The sequence below is a fragment of the Sulfuriferula sp. genome (assembly GCF_054605375.1).
On record NZ_JBTSEG010000003.1, the window covers coordinates 131108 to 150141 of the forward strand.

At 56.1% G+C, this 19034-nt stretch carries 19 protein-coding genes and 1 pseudogene; 8 read left to right on the forward strand and 12 right to left on the reverse strand.

What is annotated here, in order from left to right:
• Positions 1 to 4 precede the first annotated feature (4 nt).
• Entirely contained in the window at positions 5 to 3412 is a 3408-nt protein-coding gene (gene mfd, locus ACYCZJ_RS03350; protein WP_461552806.1) for a transcription-repair coupling factor, read from the reverse strand.
• A gap of 100 nt (positions 3413 to 3512) precedes the next feature.
• Between mfd and ACYCZJ_RS03355 the strand changes: the two genes are divergently transcribed.
• The gene (locus tag ACYCZJ_RS03355) at positions 3513 to 4136 is read left to right on the forward strand and encodes a phosphoribosyltransferase (RefSeq protein ID WP_461552807.1); all 624 of its coding nucleotides are present in this window, start codon (positions 3513 to 3515) and stop codon (positions 4134 to 4136) included.
• A 69-nt stretch (positions 4137 to 4205) separates the two neighbouring features.
• On the opposite strand, the gene ACYCZJ_RS03360 is transcribed toward ACYCZJ_RS03355, so the two are convergent.
• The 4 genes from ACYCZJ_RS03360 to amrB are packed head-to-tail and all read right to left on the reverse strand — an operon-like array spanning position 4206 to position 7388.
• Positions 4206 to 4874 carry a dienelactone hydrolase family protein gene (locus ACYCZJ_RS03360; RefSeq protein ID WP_461552808.1) on the reverse strand — a complete coding sequence of 223 codons (669 nt, stop codon included), beginning with the start codon at positions 4872 to 4874 and terminating at the stop codon, positions 4206 to 4208.
• Positions 4875 to 4934: 60 nt separating this feature from the next.
• Positions 4935 to 6038 carry an AmmeMemoRadiSam system radical SAM enzyme gene (gene amrS / locus ACYCZJ_RS03365; RefSeq protein ID WP_461552809.1) on the reverse strand — a complete coding sequence of 368 codons (1104 nt, stop codon included), beginning with the start codon at positions 6036 to 6038 and terminating at the stop codon, positions 4935 to 4937.
• Positions 6023 to 6586 carry an AmmeMemoRadiSam system protein A gene (amrA, locus tag ACYCZJ_RS03370; RefSeq protein ID WP_461552810.1) on the reverse strand — a complete coding sequence of 188 codons (564 nt, stop codon included), beginning with the start codon at positions 6584 to 6586 and terminating at the stop codon, positions 6023 to 6025. Before amrA ends, amrS begins: the two co-directional genes overlap by 16 nt.
• Entirely contained in the window at positions 6576 to 7388 is an 813-nt protein-coding gene (gene amrB, locus ACYCZJ_RS03375; RefSeq protein ID WP_461552811.1) for an AmmeMemoRadiSam system protein B, read from the reverse strand. The genes amrA and amrB overlap by 11 nt, the downstream gene beginning before the upstream one ends.
• Before the next feature lie 136 nt (positions 7389 to 7524).
• On the opposite strand from amrB, the gene ispD reads away from it, so the two are divergent.
• From ispD to thpR, 3 genes are read left to right on the forward strand one after another with little or no spacing between them, the layout of a single operon-like run.
• The gene (ispD, locus tag ACYCZJ_RS03380; protein ID WP_461552812.1) at positions 7525 to 8220 is read left to right on the forward strand and encodes a 2-C-methyl-D-erythritol 4-phosphate cytidylyltransferase; all 696 of its coding nucleotides are present in this window, start codon (positions 7525 to 7527) and stop codon (positions 8218 to 8220) included.
• On the forward strand, positions 8213 to 8701 hold the full coding sequence (gene ispF / locus ACYCZJ_RS03385) for a 2-C-methyl-D-erythritol 2,4-cyclodiphosphate synthase (protein ID WP_461552813.1): 489 nt from the start codon (positions 8213 to 8215) through the stop codon (positions 8699 to 8701). Before ispD ends, ispF begins: the two co-directional genes overlap by 8 nt.
• Before the next feature lie 19 nt (positions 8702 to 8720).
• Positions 8721 to 9230, forward strand: coding sequence for an RNA 2',3'-cyclic phosphodiesterase (gene thpR / locus ACYCZJ_RS03390; protein WP_461552890.1), 510 nt, complete (start codon positions 8721 to 8723; stop codon positions 9228 to 9230).
• A 31-nt stretch (positions 9231 to 9261) separates the two neighbouring features.
• Here the strand turns inward: thpR and ACYCZJ_RS03395 are convergent, their stop codons facing one another.
• Both ACYCZJ_RS03395 and mnmH read right to left on the reverse strand, forming a co-directional pair.
• A complete protein-coding gene (locus ACYCZJ_RS03395) occupies positions 9262 to 9702 on the reverse strand; it encodes a host attachment protein (protein ID WP_461552814.1) in 441 nt (146 codons plus the stop codon).
• 125 nt (positions 9703 to 9827) lie between these two features.
• Positions 9828 to 10877, reverse strand: a complete 1050-nt coding sequence (gene mnmH / locus ACYCZJ_RS03400; RefSeq protein WP_461552815.1) for a tRNA 2-selenouridine(34) synthase MnmH — start codon at positions 10875 to 10877, stop codon at positions 9828 to 9830.
• 51 nt (positions 10878 to 10928) lie between these two features.
• Here mnmH and selD point away from each other — a divergent pair, with 51 nt between their 5' ends.
• A complete protein-coding gene (selD, locus tag ACYCZJ_RS03405; RefSeq protein WP_461552816.1) occupies positions 10929 to 11990 on the forward strand; it encodes a selenide, water dikinase SelD in 1062 nt (353 codons plus the stop codon).
• 285 nt (positions 11991 to 12275) lie between these two features.
• On the opposite strand, the gene ACYCZJ_RS03410 is transcribed toward selD, so the two are convergent.
• Positions 12276 to 12899: an arylesterase gene (locus ACYCZJ_RS03410; protein ID WP_461552817.1), complete on the reverse strand. Its 624-nt coding sequence runs from the start codon at positions 12897 to 12899 to the stop codon at positions 12276 to 12278.
• On the opposite strand from ACYCZJ_RS03410, the gene ACYCZJ_RS03415 reads away from it, so the two are divergent.
• The 3 genes and pseudogenes from ACYCZJ_RS03415 to ACYCZJ_RS03425 all read left to right on the forward strand — a co-directional run bounded on the left by ACYCZJ_RS03415 (position 12898) and on the right by ACYCZJ_RS03425 (position 16989).
• Positions 12898 to 13587 carry an ABC transporter ATP-binding protein gene (locus ACYCZJ_RS03415; RefSeq protein ID WP_461552818.1) on the forward strand — a complete coding sequence of 230 codons (690 nt, stop codon included), beginning with the start codon at positions 12898 to 12900 and terminating at the stop codon, positions 13585 to 13587. The genes ACYCZJ_RS03410 and ACYCZJ_RS03415 overlap by 2 nt on opposite strands.
• On the forward strand, positions 13584 to 16073 hold the full coding sequence (locus ACYCZJ_RS03420; protein ID WP_461552819.1) for an ABC transporter permease: 2490 nt from the start codon (positions 13584 to 13586) through the stop codon (positions 16071 to 16073). The genes ACYCZJ_RS03415 and ACYCZJ_RS03420 overlap by 4 nt, the downstream gene beginning before the upstream one ends.
• A gap of 40 nt (positions 16074 to 16113) precedes the next feature.
• Positions 16114 to 16989: pseudogene (locus ACYCZJ_RS03425) on the forward strand (IS5 family transposase).
• Between the two features lie 211 nt (positions 16990 to 17200).
• Here the strand turns inward: ACYCZJ_RS03425 and hfq are convergent.
• From hfq to ACYCZJ_RS03445, 4 genes are all read right to left on the reverse strand, one after another.
• Positions 17201 to 17449 carry an RNA chaperone Hfq gene (hfq, locus tag ACYCZJ_RS03430; protein ID WP_461552891.1) on the reverse strand — a complete coding sequence of 83 codons (249 nt, stop codon included), beginning with the start codon at positions 17447 to 17449 and terminating at the stop codon, positions 17201 to 17203.
• Positions 17450 to 17596: 147 nt separating this feature from the next.
• Complete coding sequence (locus ACYCZJ_RS03435; protein WP_461552820.1) at positions 17597 to 18433, reverse strand: peptidylprolyl isomerase; 837 nt, start codon at positions 18431 to 18433, stop codon at positions 17597 to 17599.
• A gap of 33 nt (positions 18434 to 18466) precedes the next feature.
• Positions 18467 to 18730, reverse strand: a complete 264-nt coding sequence (locus ACYCZJ_RS03440; protein ID WP_461552821.1) for a BolA family protein — start codon at positions 18728 to 18730, stop codon at positions 18467 to 18469.
• Entirely contained in the window at positions 18727 to 19029 is a 303-nt protein-coding gene (locus ACYCZJ_RS03445) for a YciI family protein (protein WP_461552822.1), read from the reverse strand. Before ACYCZJ_RS03445 ends, ACYCZJ_RS03440 begins: the two co-directional genes overlap by 4 nt.
• Positions 19030 to 19034: the final 5 nt, after the last annotated feature.

Here is a 19034-nt window from a genome sequence, read left to right on the forward strand (position 1 = left end):
TTGTTTACGACAGTTCTTTAAGTAATTTTCTAATGTTATCCACGCGATTCGACAACGTCGGTGACGGGATCGTAACGCGCAGTTTATCCTGTCCTGCCAGTTTGAAATTGCGCCGAGTTTGAATCAGTTCGATAATCCGTGCCGGGTTGATGGGCGGGTTGGGTATGAATTGAATATTGATCGCCTCACTCGATGTATCCAGTTTGGCAATTCCCAATGGCTTGGCCAGCAGGCGCAGGCGGTGCGATTCCAGCAGTGCTTGCGCAGGCTCGGGTAGCAGGCCGAAGCGATCAACCAATTCGGTATGCATATCATCCAGTTCATCGCTGTCGCTGCAGTTGGCAAAACGTTTATATAGCACGAGCCGCTCGTGAATATCGCCGCAATAACTGTCGGGCAGCAGGGCCGGGGTATGCAGATTGATTTCTGTGGTGATCCCGAGCGGCTGGTTCATGTCCGGTTCGATACCTTTTTTTAGCGCAGCGACAGCGTGATTGAGCATGTCGTTATATAGACTGAAGCCGATTTCCTGCATGCTGCCACTTTGCGAGTCACCCAGTACTTCACCCGCACCGCGTATTTCCAGATCATGCATGGCGAGATAAAAGCCCGCACCCAAATCCTCCATCATCTGCAAGGCTTCCAGGCGTTTTTTCGCGGATGGCGTCAGCGCTTCCTCTTCGGGTGTGAGTAAATAGGCATAGGCTTGATGGTGCGAGCGTCCAACCCGGCCGCGCAGCTGATGTAATTGTGCTAGGCCGAAACGATCGGCGCGGTTCATGATGATGGTATTGGCCGTGGGAATATCGATTCCGGTTTCGATGATCGTGGTACACAACAGCACATTGATGCGTTGCTGATGGAAATCGCGCATCACATGCTCCAGTTCGCGTTCCGGCATCTGGCCATGGGCGACGCGGATGCGTGCTTCGGGCAACAGTTTGGCGAGCCTGGCTTCCATGTTGAGGATGGTTTCCACCTCGTTGTGCAGGAAATACACCTGGCCGCCGCGTTTCAGTTCGCGCAGTACCGCTTCGCGGATCACGCCATCCGAGTAGCGCGACACGAAGGTCTTGATCGCCAGGCGCTTCTGCGGTGCAGTAGCGATCACCGAAAAATCGCGGATACCTTCCAGCGACATGGCCAGCGTACGCGGAATCGGCGTGGCGGTCAGCGTCAGCACGTCCACTTCGGCGCGCAATACCTTCATCTGCTCTTTTTGGCGTACGCCGAAGCGGTGCTCCTCATCAATGATGACCAGACCGAGGTTCTTGAACAGGACGTCTTTCTGCAGAAGTTTGTGGGTGCCGATGACAATATCAATCTTGCCATCTGCCAGCCCGGCCAGTGCCTGCTTGATTTCCTTACTGGAACGGAAACGCGACAGTTCGGCAATTTTTATCGGCCAGTCAGAGAACCGGTCAGAAAAAGTCTGAAAATGCTGTTCGGCAAGCAAGGTGGTGGGTACCAGCACGGCGACTTGACGGCCATCCATCAGCGCCACAAACGCGGCACGTAGCGCTACTTCGGTTTTGCCGAAGCCTACGTCGCCGCAGACCAGCCGGTCCATCGGCTTTGCAGTGCATAGATCGGCGATCACTGCTTGAATGGCGGCAGCCTGATCCGGTGTTTCCTCAAAGCCGAAGCCTTCGGCAAATGCCTCGTAATCATGTGGTTTAAGGGTGAATGCATGACCTTCGCGTGCTGCCCGTCGCGCATACAGATTCAGCAATTCTGCCGCCGTGTCGCGTGCCTGCTGCATGGCACGGCGCTTGGCTTTTTCCCATTGACCGCTGCCTAGCCTGGATAGTGGTGTTGCTTCAGGAGAGGCGCCGCTATAACGCCCGATCAGATGCAATTGCGATACCGGCACATACAGCTTGTCGTCGCCTGCATATTCCAGCAACAGAAACTCGGTTTCACCTTCTCCCAGATCCATGCTGACCAGACCCAGATAACGGCCGATGCCGTGATCGGCATGCACGACCGGGTCGCCCACCTTGACTTCGGACAAGTCGCGCAGCATGCCGTCTACCTGGCTGCGGCGCCCGCTGTCACGACCGCGCGCGCGCACGGTGGTGGCATACAGCTCGGTTTCGGTGACAAAGGCGCAGGGTATTTCCGACTCGAGAATAAAGCCATGCGCTAATGGAGCAACCCCCAGCAGGAGAGGCGTGCCATGCGGCGAGCAGCTTTGGAAGTCCTCGCATAGCGCCGGTTTGAGCCCGTATTCAGCGAAATACTGCACCATGGTTTCACGCCGCCCCAAGCTCTCTGCCAGCAGCACGACACGACCTGAAAAGCGGGTAATAAAATCCTTGATGCGATGCAGCGGATCTTCGGCACGCCGCTCGACTTCCAGCCGTGGCAAGGCGCGCGTTTTGCCATTGTCGCTTTCGCCCTGGCTGAGCTCGATGCGCGGATAATTTTTCAGGCCACCGAATAAGGCGTCTACGGAAAGAAACAAGTCTGCGGGTGGTAATAAAGGCCGCTGCGGATCGCCACGCAACAGCTTGTAGCGTGATTCGGTATCGCGCCAGAAATCCTGTGCAGCAGCTTCAACATTGCCATGCAGGCAGAGCAGCGCATTATCCGGCAGGTAATCGAACAGGCTGGCGGTAGCCTCGAAAAACAGCGGCAGGTAGTACTCGACCCCAGCGGGTGCCAGACCATTGCTCACATCCTTGTAGAGTTGGCGCTTGGATGCATCGCCTTCAAACCGGTCGCGGAAACTTTCACGGAAGCGTGCGATGCCGGCCTCATCCAGCGGAAATTCGCGTGCCGGCAGCAGACGGATTTCATTCACCGGATAAATACTGCGTTGAGTATCTACGTCGAAGGTGCGGATGGTCTCGATTTCATCGTCGAACAAGTCGATGCGGTACGGTAATGGGCTACCCATCGGGAACATATCCAGCAAGCCGCCGCGCACGCTGTATTCGCCAGGAGAAATTACCTGGCTCACGGCGGTGTAGCCGGACAGTGTCATTTGTCCGCGCAACGCATTCAAATCCAGCTTCTGACCCTGTTTGAGAAAAAAAGTATAAGCGCCCAGATAGGCCGGCGGCGCCAGCCGATACAGTGCCGTGGTGACGGGTACGATCGCCAGGTCGCATTGGCTTTGAGAAATCTGGTAAAGCGTAGCCAGGCGCTCGGAAACCAGATCCTGATGCGGTGAGAAATGATCGTAAGGCAGCGTTTCCCAGTCCGGCAGCAGGTTGACTTGCAGTGCAGGCGCAAACCACCGGATTTCCTCCAGCAGGCGCTGGGCATCCAGCGCATTGGCGGTAAGCACTACCAGCGGACGTGCTTGTCCGGCTAGTTCAGCCAGTGCCAGTGCATCGGCAGAGCCGGTTACCGGCTGCAGGCGAGCGCGTTGTCCAAGGGTGGGAAGCGGCTGATTGAAAAGCATGTGGGAGCGCAAATAAACGCATTATAACTTTTCGTGCTGGAAATAACTGCTGGCAAGGCTATGCTTAAAAAGTGGTGGCTCATCTTTGCAGGGGTAAGACATGCCGTTTACTGACCGTGACCAGGCCGCTTACCAGTTGGCGGCCGCGCTTTCCGCCTATCAGGGTAAACACCCGCTGGTGTTGGCGATTCCACGCGGTGCCGTGCCGATGGGGCGCATCATTGCGGATGCACTGGGCGGGGAGCTGGACGTGCTCCTGGTGCGCAAGTTGCCCGCACCGTTCAATCCGGAATATGCCATTGGCTCGGTGGACGAATCGGGCTGGACTTACGTGTCCGATTTGGCCGCAGCAGCGGGCGCTACGCCGGAATACGCCGAGCAGGAAAAGCAACGCCAGCTGGTAACCATCCGTCGCCGGCGTGCCGAATATACGCCGTTGCACCCACCCATCGATCCATCCGGACGTATCGTCATCGTGGTCGACGACGGCCTGGCCACTGGTGCCACCATGATTTCCGCGTTGCATGGCTTACGCGAGCGCAAGCCCGCCAAACTGGTGTGCGCGGTACCCGTGGCACCACCGGATACTCTAGAACGGGTGCGGCAATACGCCGACGACGTGGTATGCCTGGAAACACCTTATAATTTTCAGGCGGTGGGGCAGTTTTACCATGACTTTCCACAGGTGGAGGATGAGGCAGTGGTGGAAGTTCTGCGGCGTTAGCGCACTGTTATGCGGCTGCCATCCGCGCTTCGCAAAACCGGTATTTCCACCTTACCTATGGAGTAGCCTTTAGAGGCTCTGTTTATAGCTTAGCTTGAAGTAATGCCCAAACCATGCTGCTGCCTGGCGCGCCACTTCCTCCAGCGTGCCGGGTTCTTCGAACAGGTGGGTGGCGCCGGGGATGATGATCAATTTCTGGTGACAGTGCAGGTGTGCGGCGGCGTGGTGGTTGAGCTCGATCACCACATCGTCGAATCCGCCCACCAGCAGCAGGGTGGGGGCGGTTACCCGGCTCAGCGCGTCAGGCCCTGCCAGGTCGGGGCGTCCGCCGCGCGATACGACAGCGGCGATTTTTTCACCCGGTTGGGCGGCGGCCTGCAGCGCAGCAGCGGCGCCCGTGCTGGCGCCGAAGTAGCCGAGTGGCAAGCTGCGGCAATCGGCGTGGTTTTTCACCCAGGCCGTGGCGGCAAGCAGGCGCCGGGTCAGCAGGGGGATGTCGAAACGGGTTTGGTAGTCGCTGTCCTCCTCGCTCGTGAGCAGGTCCATCAGCAGCGTGCCCATCCCGGCTTCACGCAGCACCCGTGCCACGTAGTTGTTGCGTGGGCTGTGACGGCTGCTGCCGCTGCCATGGGCGAATAGGACGATGCCCGCCGCGTGTTCCGGTAATTCCAGCATGCCCTCGATGTGCACGTCGTCTGCCGGGATGTGTACCAGTTGCTCCAGTTTGCTGGTTGCCATGGTGTGTCTCCCTTTCACAGTCGATTTTGCGCGCGTCTGATGACGTACTGAAGAATTAAATCAAACCGCGCGCTGCATGTTGATGGCGATGGGAATGCGCCGTCGTCCGAACTGGCCGCTAAATGCTTCGAAACGACCGGCTACTTGGGCGCCGCAATCCGGGCAATGGCCTTCCGGGGTGAGCCGGTACTGGATGATCTGATGCCAGTCCCGCACGATCAGCGGCGCGTGGCAACCGGGGCAAGCGGTGGTGCCGCCCGCCAGGTCGTATACGTTGCCGGTATAAACGTAGCGCAGACCGGCGCGCAGGGCGATGTCGCGGGCGCGGGTGAGCGTCGCGGGCGGGGTAGCCGGCAGGTCTTCCATTTTGTAGTCAGGATGGAAGGCGGTGAAGTGCAATGGCACGTCCGGCCCCAGTTCGCGCATGATCCACTGGCTCATCGCGCTGAGTTCCTCATCCGAGTCGTTCTTGCCCGGGATGAGCAGGGTGGTGATCTCGAACCACACGTCGGTGTGGTGCCTGAGGTATATCAGCGTATCCAGCACCGGCTGCAATTGCGAGCCGGTGAGCTTGAAGTAGAAATTCTCGGTGAAGGCTTTCAGGTCGACGTTGGCGGCATCCATTTTGGCGTAGAAGTCGCGCCGCGGCCGATCGTGCATATAGCCCGCGGTCACCGCAACGGTTTTGATGCCGCGCACATGGCAGGCATCCGCCACGTCCATGGCGTATTCGGCAAAAATTACCGGGTCGTTGTAGGTGAACGCCACGCTCTTGCAGCCGTATTCTTCGGCGCTCATGGCAATGGCTTCAGGTGAGGCCCGATCCATCAGCCTGTCCATGTCTTTCGATTTGCTGATGTCCCAGTTCTGGCAGAATTTGCACGCCAGGTTGCAGCCAGCGGTGCCGAACGACAGCACGCTACTGCCCGGATAGAAGTGATTGAGCGGCTTCTTCTCGATCGGGTCAATGCAAAAGCCCGAGGAGCGCCCGTAAGTGGTCAGAACCATCTGGTCGCCGACGCGCTGGCGCACAAAACAGGCGCCGCGCTGCCCCTCATGCAGCTTGCAGTCGCGCGGGCACAGATCGCATTGAATGCGGCCGTCTTCAATAAAATGCCAGTAGCGGGCGGGGTAGCCGGATTCGACCGTCATTGGGGTGCCCATAACTCGCTCTCCCTCCATTTGCTTACGCTATAGCACGACAGGCGGATATCCTCTGCCCAGAAATCTGCTGATAGGCCGGCTTTGCGCTTCAACTGGGCCAGGAACATTCCCGGCTCCTGCAATTGCTCCCACACCTGCGGCAGAAAGGTGCTGCGGTAGTGACGGTATTCGAGCACCACGCCATCGATGCCGGGGCGCAATGCCGCCAGCGCGTCCGCCTCGCCGGTGAAAGCGATGGGCTGGATGGGCGAGAGAAGCGAGACTTCCACCTCGGTGATCTCCAGTTCCGCGTGCTGCAATGGCCCGAAACGCGGATCGCGGAACGCCGCCGCCAGCGCGTTGGCTTTGACGTCTGCCAGCAGCGAACGGTGCGCCTCCAACGTGCCGATACAGCCGCGCAGTTCACCTTGCTGGGTCAGCGTGACGAAGCTGGCGCCGGGTGCGTGCAAGCGCGGTGCGGATTCATCCGCACGCGCCGCACTACCCAGGGCATCGGCAATCGTCGCGCGGGCAATACCAAGCAGGGTTGTTCCCAGTTCAGCGGTCATGGTTTTCATCCTCGTAAAAGGCAAAGGCAGCGTAGCCCACCACCCGGCTTTTGTCGCCTGACGTATCCCCGGAATTGCGCAAGTCGAGCAGTTCCACTTGCAGCCCATGATGCCGGGCGGCCAGCAGCAGGCCATTCGCCGGCGTGGCGCCGCAGGCCTGGTTGTAATCAAGGTCGCCACGCAGGTCGAGTATCATCCGGGCGGTGTCGGTGTCCACGCTTTGCGCGGTGGCATAGGGCAGGTAATGGGAAAGGTCTGAGCTCACCACAATCAGGGTTTCGTCGCCGCCCCATAGCCGCTCGATCACCTCGGCCACCTGCGCGGCGCTGGCGTCGCCTACCGCCAGCGGCACCAGCTTGAATTCGCCGAGCGCGCTTTGCAGAAAAGGCAGGTGTACCTCCAGCGCGTGTTCCTGGGCGTGACAGCGGTCATCCACCACTACTTGCGGCAGATCGGCCAATGCAGCCAAAGCCGTGGTATCCAGCAACACTTCTCCCATGGGGCTTGCAAAAGCCTGTACGCTGGGCACCGCCAGACCGCGCACTGGCACCCGGTGCACCGGCCCCAGCAGCACCACGCGCCGCACCTTGCCGCGCAGCGGACGCAACCGGGCGTAGGCGCTGGCGGCGATGGCGCCGGAATAGCTATAACCGGCGTGGGGCACGATCAACGCCTTGGGCGCACGCATTCCCTCTGTAGTGTGGACGTTCTCCAGCAGCGCTTGTACCTGGACAGCCAGCAGTGCGGCATCGGCCGGGTAGAATAGCCCCGCGACTGCAGTCGGGCGGGTGGTTGCGGACATGTCTGCTTCCTCGTTTAATTCAATAGTTTTAAATATGGAGGCAAATATTATTAAGACAATAATGCTTTCAGCAATTGCATTGCTTGCAGAGGCCGGCCATCCCGCCGGATAATCCGTTTCTTTGCGCATCGCCCACATGTCTGACTATTACGCACTGATTCCTGCGGCGGGCAGCGGCGCCCGCATGGGCGGAGAGCTGCCCAAGCAGTACCTTGACCTTGCCGGCAAGCCGATGATTTACCATGCCTTGCGGCGGCTTGCTGGTTCTCCGCGCATCCGCCGAGTGTACGTGGTGATCTCGCCTGAGGATGCTTACTGGGATGATTACGACTGGCGCGAATTCGCGCCCAAGCTAAGCGTATTGCGCTGCGGCGGTGCCGCGCGTGCCGACAGCGTTCGTAACGGACTGGTTGCGATGGCAGATGCAGTCACGGAAAATGACTGGGTGCTGGTGCATGATGCTGCGCGGCCTTGTCTTTCAGTAGCGCAGCTGGATCGTTTGATTTATGAGGTGGGGGATGATCCGGTGGGTGGATTGCTTGCGGTGCCGGTGGCAGATACATTGAAACGCGCCGATTCCAACCGGTATGCGTCTCGTACTGAGTCACGTGAAGGATTATGGCAGGCGCAAACGCCGCAAATGTTTCGACACGCCATGCTGTTGCAAGCGATGCGACAACAACATGAATCAGTACCCACAGACGAATCAAGTGCCATCGAGTCACTCGGTCATCGCCCTCTGTTGGTGGCTGCGGACAATAGCAATTTCAAAGTAACCTATCCGCGCGACCTGCATCTGGCGCGCCTGATGCTGGAGAATCCTGATGACTGATTTACGTATAGGGCATGGTTTCGATGTGCACGCTTTTGCTGAACATCGCAAGCTGATCATCGGTGGTGTGGAGATTGCACACCCGCTTGGTCTGGCCGGGCATTCCGATGCGGATGTGCTGCTACATGCTATTTGCGATGCGCTGCTGGGTGCCGCAGGGCTGGGAGATATTGGTCGCCATTTCCCAGATACCGACTCTCGCTACAAAGGTATAGACAGTCGTCACCTGCTTCGAGAAGTCGTGCGCCTGCTGGCAGAACATGGTTATGCAGTGGTCAACGTGGATTCCACCATCATTGCGCAGGCTCCTAAAATGGCCCCATATATTGAGGAAATGCGGGCCAATATCGCACAGGACCTGGGCAGCAGGCAGGATGCCGTCAATATCAAGGCGACCACAACTGAAAAACTCGGCTTTACCGGGCGCGGCGAAGGCATTGCTGCGGAAGCGGTATGCTTGCTGAGCCGCCAAGGTGACTGAAAATCCAGTTACGTTACGAGTGTTTTTTGCGCTGTGGCCAGATCATGCATTGCAGAATGCGCTACATCAACTGGGTTGCGGCCTTCAACCAGTCTGCATGGGGCTTCCCATGCATGCGGAAACGATCCATCTGACCCTGGCTTTTCTCGGAGCATTGCTCATGGATCGGCTGGAAGCCTTGTATGCCACTGCAGCCCGGGTGCATTCCCCTGCTTTCGATTTGAAAATAGATCAACTGGGTTACTGGCGCCATCATCGGATACTTTGGGCTGGGTCACAGCAGCCCCCCGCGGGTTTGATCAATTTAGCCGGCCGCCTGTATGCCGCATTGAACGAGGCAGGTTTTGCTTTTGACAATAACAGGCCATTTTTCCCGCACTTTAGCTTGCTGCGAAAATCCTCATGTCAAGCTTTCATACAATCGTTCATGCCTTTGAATATGCGTGTATCCGAGTTCGTTCTGGTGCACTCGGAAACCACGGAAAGGGGTGCAAACTATCGGGTGATGCGACGCTGGCCACTGATGTAAAGTTTCAGGAGCCGCGAGCTTAGAGTCGCCGTCAAAGATAGATACAGTGCTCCAGATGTCCGGTAAGTTCTCTGGGCGTGGCACGGGTGTAATCCTTTTCGATGGTTTCGCTTACCAGACTGCGTACATGGCCGCTCAGGCGCTGATTGAGCACGCCGATGAATGGCGAGGACGCCACCATGATAAGTCGTTCATAGTGGTTGGCTGCACGACCGTGTTCCAGTTCTTTGGACAATTCCTGGGCAAAACGCTCGGCTTCATGCTGTTTCGGGTCGGTAGCCGGTACGAAGGCGCCTTGCCCATTTCCCGAGCCGGGGCTGTGGCCTGGCCGGTCGGAAACCAGATCGGAAGCTTTTTCCCGGCTTTCCGGGTGGTTGAGTTCTTTGAAAAGCTGGAGCCCTTTTTTAGGGCCGTTATTGAAATAGAGGCGGGCTAGGCTTGCGTTTGCTACAACGATCCAGGTAGTGGTCATGGTTCCTCTTTTCGTCAGCATTTGAACCCGCAAACGCCGAATGGGCGCACAGCGCGATTGGCAGTTTTGGGGCCAGGGGTTGATGAGGGTATAGCAATTTAAAACTAGCACCTCAATTTGACCCGTCAAGCTTGTTCTAGGATATGGCGCGCCGCGTTACTGAAACCGACAGGGTTGATATTTTCAACCACGACTGGCGTGGTGTCGGCATAATTCGGGTAGTTTTTTAGCGTGGATTTGCCGTAGGCCGGATCATAATGTTTCTCCAGCAGGGCCAATACCAGTTCGTCCCATAAACCTTGGGTGGCCAGTGCGTTCCAGCTTGCAATGAGCTCATGACCATACAGGCCGACCAGGCAATCGAGCTTTTCTGCGAGGGCGGCAGGATTGGTCAAAAAATGGGCGTATTCTTCCTTGAGCAAAGTCACCCGTAACGGCGTTGCTACTTCGATCCGCACGCAGCTCCCCTCACGCATGCGTGTCAATACTGCATCGGGTACGCGCAACAAGCCGATTTTTTTGCTTTCCGCTTCGACATATACCGGCAGGCTGGGCTCGAACTGTTTGAGTGCCCACCATAATTGGCTATCGAACATTTTTTGCGGTGGTTGTGGCGCATCCGGCAGGTTGCCTAATACTGAGCCTCGATGTGCAGCAAGTTCCTCAAGATCAAGTACTTGCGCGCCAGATTTCAGTAATGCTTGCAGCAAACGGCTTTTTCCGGAACCGGTAGGGCCGCACACTACCCGAAAATTGAAACGGCCCGGCAAGCTTTCCAGTTCGTCCATGACGCTGCGCCGGTAGGCTTTGTAACCTCCATTCATCTGCGCGGTGTCAAAGCCGATCTGTTTCAATACATGCGCCATTGAACCACTACGGTTGCCACCCCGCCAGCAATAGATCAGGGGTTTCCAGGTGCGGGGCTTGTCGGCGAAGTGCTCCTTGAGATGGCGGGCGATGTTGTATGACACCAGTGCAGCACCGAGTTTTTTGGCTTCAAAGGCGGAGATCTGCTTGTACATTGTGCCTACCCGTTCGCGCTCGGCATCATCCAATACCGGGAAATTTAAAGCGCCGGGGATATGGTCCTGGGCAAATTCACCCGGCGAACGGACGTCAATAATCTCGTCAAATTCGGCAAGCTGTGCTACGTTTGCGAGCGGTACAGGTTTCATGATTATTTGCGGTCTAGCGAATCGCGCAGTTTATACGAGAGGGCAGCAACAATGAATGACTTACTGGCACCGGTGCCTATCCGCCTGACCGAATATTCCCACGGTGGTGGTTGCGGGTGCAAGATCGCGCCAGCTGTCTTGTCCCAGATACTGATGAATTCGGGTGCTGCGCGTATCGTGCCGCCCGAATTGCTGGTAGGTAGGGAATCCAGCGATGATGCCGCCGTTTACAAGCTGAATGACAGCCAGGCAATCGTTGCCACTACTGATTTTTTCATGCCTATCGTGGATGATGCGTTTGATTTTGGTCGAATTGCTGCCACCAATGCGATTTCCGATGTGTACGCCATGGGTGGCAAGCCGATTTTTGCATTGGCTATAGTCGGAATGCCTATCGGCAAGTTACCAGTAGAGACTATCCAGCAAATCCTCGCTGGCGGGGAATTCGTTTGTGCGGCAGCAGGCATCCCTATCGCCGGCGGGCATTCAATAGATGCGCCCGAGCCTATCTACGGGCTGGTTGCATTGGGTATGGTGCATCCCGACCGGGTAAAACGTAACGATCTGGCTTGTGCCGGTGATGTGCTGATACTCGGAAAGCCACTCGGCGTTGGTGTGATGAGCGCAGCACTGAAAAAAGGTGAATTGTCTGCGGAAGGTTATCGCCAGATGCTGGCGAGCACCACCCAGCTGAATACGCCCGGCTGCCGTCTTGCAGAAATGCCCGGCGTCCACGCGATGACGGATGTAACCGGCTTTGCCCTGTTAGGTCATCTGCTGGAAATCTGTCGCGGTTCCAAAGTGGGTGCCACCGTGCAATACGATCAATTGCCATTCTGGAGCGTAGCGCGGGAATTGGCGCAGCAGGGCTACGCTACCGGTGCGGCCGAGCGAAACTGGAATAGTTATGGTCATGATGTCGTCATCCCTGAAAACATGCCGGACTGGCAACATAAGCTGCTGAGCGACCCGCAAACCAGTGGGGGCCTGTTGGTGGCGTGCGCGCCAGAGGCGGTGGATGAGGTGCTACAGGTGTTTCAGGGTGAGGGTTTCCATCAGGCTTGCGTGATAGGTACGATGCAAGCTGGAGTAGCCAAAGTGACCGTGCGCTGAACGCGCAACGTTAAATCAGGCGCAAGGCGTAGGCGCTATCATCGGTACGCCGCCCGGCTGATGCGCGACGATCCACACCCAGATAGGGCTCGCGCTGCAGTTGTGCCATCGGGCTGCGTCGTTCACACATACGCCGCTCCATAGGGATAAACTCCACCTCATAATTTTGTAGCTTTTTGGCGTTTTTTTGCATCTGGTGCCCCGCTATAGGATGTCGAGATTTCATCGTTTTTGGAGCATAGCACTATATTGACCGATCAAGCCGAATTTTTTAAAGCGCGTATTTTATGATTCATGTTTTTTTGTCAATAGGCGTTGCAAAGGTTTCCATATGTTATTCAATACCTTGCTTTGTGCTGATGCGATCGGATGCAAGCCATCTGTCTGAAATAGCTCGCGCCGTGTTTCAATGTCTTTCAACAGTGTGGGCAGTAATACAATATGCTGTTGCTGCGCCAGCGTTTCATACACGTGCTGGAACTTTTGTGTATACACCATGCCGTAATTGGGTGGCAGATGTATGCCTACCAGCAGCACACGCGCTCCGGCGCGCTGGATAAGCTGGATCATGGCTTGCAGATTGTTTTGCATGACATCCGGCGAGAGGCCGCGCAGGCCATCATTGGCACCCAGTTCAAGTATGACGATAGCCGGTTTGTGTCGCGCCAGTGTAACGGGCAAGCGCGACAGGCCTCCCGCGCTGGTTTCACCACTGATGCTGGCGTTAACTACGTGCCAGTCCTGCTTTTGGCTATCGAGGCGCTGTTGCAACAGATCGGGCCAGGCTTGACCGGTCTGGAGGCCGTAGCCAGCCGACAAACTGTCGCCAAACACCAGAATGACTGGCGCCGCCTGCACCGCGCCGGATACGACAAGACACCACAACAGTAAAAACTTTCCAAAATTCATGACCACTCCTGTTAATAACTTCATTTTGCGTGCAGTCGGCGTTGCCAGGCAAGTCGCGTTAAATGGTGTGCCACTGACCATCCTGCATCCTGCCAGTTTCGACATTCGGCATGGAGAATCAGTTGCCATTGTAGGTGCCTCCGGCTCGGGAAAATCCACTCTGCTGGGATTGTTGGCTGGACTGGATTCGCCCAGTCAGGGTGAAGTCTGGCTGGATGGGCAGGCGCTTGGGCAACTGGATGAAGATGGCCGGGCACGACTGCGGGGTGCATTGATTGGTTTTGTGTTTCAGTCCTTTCAGTTATTGCCCATGTTAACCGCGCTGGAAAATGTGATGCTGCCGCTGGAATTGAATGGTGCAGCCGATGCTCGTGCACGCGCCCGGCACTGGCTGGAACGGGTCGGATTGACTGAGCGCCAGCGTCACCGTGCTCAGCAACTCTCCGGTGGCGAACAGCAACGGGTGGCGATTGCCCGTGCATTTGCGGTCAAGCCGGCACTGCTTTTGGCGGATGAACCCACAGGCAATCTCGATGCCGAAACCGGAGCACGGGTGATCGAATTGCTGTTTGAACTCAATCGCGAGCAGGGCACCACGCTGGTCCTGGTGACGCACGACGCGCAACTCGCCGGGCGCTGCAACCGCCGTTTGCAACTGCGCGCAGGCCATCTGGAAGCAGACACATGAATATCGTACGCCTGGCCTTGCGCATGTTGGCGCGCGAGTGGCGGGCGGGGGAGTTACGTGTGCTGGTGATGGCAGTCATGATTGCAGTGGCTGGGCTGGCTTCGGTCAATGCCTTCACGGTGCGTATGCATCTGGCGTTGAGCCAGGAAAGCAATCGTCTGCTGGGCGCGGATCTGGTGCTGGTCTCCGATCATGCACCCGCCACGGCGTTGGTTGCGGAGGTGCGACGGCGTGGACTTGAAACGGCGCAGACGGCGCTGTTTCCAAGCATGGTAAGTACCTCTCAGGATAGTCGGCTGGCCGAAATCAAGGCGGTAAGCAAGGATTATCCACTGCGTGGCACGTTACGCATTGCGAATGCTGTATTCGGTGCGGACCATCCTGCCAATGGCATTCCCAGCGCGGGCAGTGTATGGCTTGAGGCACGTCTGGCGAATGAATTGCAGGTGAAACCGGGTGCCTCCCTCCAGATTGGTTACAGTCATCTGAGAGTCGCGGCGATTCTTACCAATGAACCGGACCGAGGGGGTGATTTTTTCAATCTCGCGCCGCGTTTGCTGATGAATCAAAGTGACTTGCCGGCTACAGGATTGATTCAGCCAGGGAGCCGAGTCAGCTATCGTCTGCTGATCGCGGGTAAAAACAATGCGCTGGAAGCTTATCGAAACTGGCTGGAATCACATTTGGAGCGTGGCCAACGTATCCTGGGTGTGCGCGACGCACGTCCGGAAATCCGTAATGTGCTGGACAAGGCCGAGCGCTATCTTGGGTTGGCTGTGCTATTGGCGGCGATGCTGGCTGCCGTCGCGATTTTGTTGTCTGCGCGGCATTTTTTGCGCCGTCATCTGGATGCCTGCGCATTATTGCGCTGCTTCGGCGCCAGCCAGCGCAGCATTGTCACGCTCTACGCTTTGCAAATTGCCGTGCTCGGCGTGCTGGCAGCGCTGGCTGGAATAGCGCTGGGCTATGCAGGGCAAATGGTACTGGCCGCATTATTGGGCAACCTGGCCAATCTGGTATTGCCGCCCGCAGACGGTACCCCCTATTTACAGGCGGCGTTGGCGGGCTGGGTATTGCTTGCGGGATTCAGCCTGCCGACCCTGTTCGCGCTGCGCCGAACGCCTGCGCTGCGTATTCTGCGTCGTGATGGCATACCACTCAACGCGCTTGGCGTTGCCGGTTATCTCGCCGGATTGGCGGCACTAACCGCTTTGCTATTCTGGCAGGTACACGATACGCGACTTACATTGATGGTGCTGGCAGGCTTGGGAGTAACCCTGTTGGTCACTGTCTTGCTTGCATGGTTGCTGGTACTCGGTGCTGGTTGGCTGGGTGCACGTAGCCGGGGGAGTTGGCGCCAGGGTCTGCTCAACCTGCGCCGACGTGCCGGGGGCAGTGTGATCCAGGTTTCCGCGTTTACATTGGGGATGCTGGCGTTATTGCTGCTTACTGTCGTGCGGGGTGATTTGCTCAACAACTGGCGTGCCACCTTGCCCGTGGATGCGCCCAACCGCTTTGTGATCAACATCCAGCCGGATCAGGTTGCGCCACTACAGGCTTTTTTTCGTCGTCACGGACTGCCAGGTACGACGCTTTATCCGATGATACGCGGGCGACTGACAGCGATTAATGGACAGGCAGTAAAAGCAGCGGCTTATCCTGATCAGCAAGCCCGGCGCCTGCTGGAACGTGAATTCAACTTGTCTTATGCTGATCGGTTGGCTCAAGGCACCCAGCTGATAGCTGGTCACGGCTGGCACAGCGCCAATTCCACCTCGCAATTTTCAGTAGAGCAGGGAATAGCGGAAAAACTGCACATCAAGCTGGGGGACAGTTTGAGTTTCGAAGTGGGCGGCACGTCTGTCTCTGCGCGTATTACCAGCCTGCGCAAAGTCGACTGGGACAGCTTCCGGGTGAATTTTTTTGTGCTCGCCAACAGCAGCCTTCTGAATAATATCCCCGCCAGCTACATCACCAGTTTTTATCTTCCGCCACAACAAACCGGTATGTTGAACGACATGGTCAAGACCTATCCCAATCTGACCGTGATCGATGTATCGGCCATCATGAAAACCGTGCAGGATATGCTGGAACGGGTCACGGCTGCGGTACAGTTCGTATTCATTTTTACGCTCGCCTCGGGTCTGGTGGTGCTTTACGCCGCGCTTGCAGCTACCCGCGACGAGCGGGCACTGGAAACAGCACTGTGGCGCGTACTTGGGGCACGGCGCGGACAATTATGGGTTGCACAGGTGACGGAATTTGCCGCCATAGGTTTACTGGCGGGCCTGCTTTCCGCCGCTGGTGCCAGTGCGATTGGCTGGATCTTGAGCAGCGAGGTATTCCACCTGCCATATCATTTCAATCTGATGCTCTGGCTGGTGGCAATGGGGTCGGGTAGTGCGGGTGTGGCGCTGGCCGGGGTGGCCGGGCTGTGGGGAATCAGCCGTGAAGCGCCGCTGACAACTTTACGAGCAGCGACTTAGAACTTATCCGCAAATAAAATATAATCATTCTCCAGGCGCGATGGTTGCGTGTGGAGTGAAGCTGGCAACAGCGAAGGCATGGGAAGTCACGGATGAGCTCTGGAAGCGTGTAGAGCCGCTGATTCCGGGTACGTCAGCGGCCACCTGGGCAGACCTGCACCCGCAAGACGGGCGGCGGGCGCAAGCCCAAAGCGCCCCGGCTTGTTTTTGAAGGCATCGTGTACGTACTGAGAACGGGCTGCCGGTGGAAAGCATTGCCCGCTGAGCGTTATGGCAGTGCCAGTGCGATCCTGCCCGGTTCCTGGAGTGGGAAGCGGGCTTGTTTGAAACCTTGTGGAAGGCGGGGTTCGCCGAATACGATGACCTTGAAGGCATTGCCTGGCGCTGGCAAAGCATTGACGGGGCGATGATGAAAGCCCCCCTGGCGCGGTCGAGCGCGGGGCCCAACCCAACCGGCCGGGGGGAAAAATGGCAGCAGCGGCATTTGCTGGCGGACGGTCGTGGCGCCCCGTTATCGCTCGTCGTGACCGGGGCGAACCGGCATGATGTCTCGCAACGGGAGGCGGTGCTGGATGCCGTCATGGTCAAGCGCTCCGCGCCGTCGCAAAGGCAAAGCAAGCATTTATGTGCCGATGCAGGCTACACCGGCGCACCGGCACTGGAAGTGATAGAGAAACATGGCTACATCCCGCATGTCAAAGGGCGCGGGCAAGAGGCCGGCGAACTTGAGCGCGACCCCAGGAAAAAAGCCAGACGCCGGGTTGCTGAAGTGGCGCACAGTTGGTTCAATCGTTTTCGCAAGCTGTTGGTGCGATACGAGAAACTGGAGCGCAGCTTCCTCGCGTTAAATCATCTGGCCGCAGCTATCCTGACATTCAGGGGAATCAAGCTGGATGTGAATATTATTTACGGATAAGTTCTTGGACTTTGTTACGAACAATCCAATAATTTTTAGCAAGGTAAATCGCCGGCTCTATATGGAGAAGATGCACGCTCTCATTTGACAAGATACAACCTGCCTAATGATGCGAAATGCCGGAGTAGGATGATCTATCCGGAGATGTGAGGTGGCTTTTCCAAATTGGAAATACCACCACATATAACTGAATTCAGTACACGAACCAGATTTATTCTGGCTTAGCTGTACTATCTTCCATGGAAATCTGTCTGGAAGGCGAGACGGTCGAAATAGCATGTTTGAAAATAGCTTGGCTGACATTGTCGTGGCCTTTGAGCATGACCATATACTGGTCGAATGACTCGATTTTACCAACTAACTTGATACCATTTACCAGAAACACAGACACAGGCATATGTTCCTTACGTAAGGCATTCAGGAACTGATCCTGAAGATTCAGGCGGTCTTTGTCACTCATCATTGGCCTCACATTTCTTTGTATGCTACATCAAATCCACGTGTATTCAGCATAGTTGTTTACACGGTTTTTGCATTTGTATTTTTTGCGTGTCTATTGAAGAAAAAAGCGCGGCATTCGCCGCGCTTTTTCGGCCTAAAGAGGAAACTATTCTACTTTGGCACTAGCACGCATATCGGTAATTTCTTTTTTAACCATTTCCTGTTCCATTTGACCACGCAATTGATCTTTCACTTCATTGAATGGCGGAATTTTCAGGTCGCGTATATTGTCAACGCGAATGACGTGCCAACCAAACTGTGTATGAACAGGCGTTTTAGTGTATTCGCCCTTTTTCAGCTGTACCATCGCATCGGAAAATTCTTTTACCAGATTACTCGGAGCCGTCCAGCCAATCAAACCGCCTTTGGCTGCGGAAGAATCCTTTGATTCTTTCTTGGCCAAATCCTCGAATTTGGCTTTTTTGCTGTTGAGTTCAGCGATGATTTTCTTGGCTTCGGCTTCGCTGCCCACCAGGATGTGACTGACTTCATATTCCTTGGTACCCATCTGGGCTTTAACTTTGTCGTATTGTGCTTTAAGTTCTGCTTCGCTGATGGGGTGGTTTTTTACGTAATTTGCCAGATAAGCTTTGGCCAACATTTCTGTTTTAACGAGATCCAGGCGGGTTTGCATGGTCGGATCCTTATCCAGTCCCATTTTGGTAGCCTGCTGGGCAAGTATCTGTGCGTTGATCAAACTGTCGCGTAATGCGGCCTCAGTCTGTGCATTGTCAGGTTGGCCTTGTTGAATGCGATCCTGCTTGAGCAGATTGTATTGGCTCTGAGGAATGGCTACGCCATTTACAATAGCGACTGGTTTGGAGGATGAGGTGGCAGCAGGTTTTGCTTCCGGTTTGCCAGCAGTTTCGGCTGCATTACAGCCAGTCAGAGCAGCAAGTCCCCAAACAAAAACAGTGGCGGCAGCAATTTTTTTCAATAGCATCTGGTGATCCTTTATTTAAATTAATCAGGGTAACTATAATTCTTCTGGTGTATGCGCTGTAATACTCAGGGCATGTATTTGATGTTGCATTAACTCACCCAGCGCATCGTATACCATTCGATGTCGAGCTAGGGTAGTTTTTCCCTGGAACGCTGTGGATATAATATGCATCCTGTAATGGCCGCCCCCGCTTCTGGCACCCGCATGTCCGGCATGTTGCGCACTTTCATCCTCAATATCAAGATGTTCTACAGGCATTAAGGCCAGCCGGTCGCGCATAAGTTCAATTGTGTTCATGCAGGCAGCACTTTCTTGAATGGTTTCACGATAACTTGGGCGTAAACGCCTGCAGTTACATAGGGATCATTATCAGCCCAAATTTTGGCGATTTCGAGTGAATCAAACTCAGCCACAATCAAACTGCCGGAAAAGCCTTCAGGGCCAGGATCCGGGCTGTCTATGGCAGGAAAGGGACCGGCCAGGAGCAAGCGCCCTTCATTCTGGAGTGTTGTCAAGCGTTCCAGGTGCGCAGGCCGAGCAGCCATGCGATGTGGCAGGCTGTCGCTGACATCGGTGCTCATAATTGCATACCACACGCTAT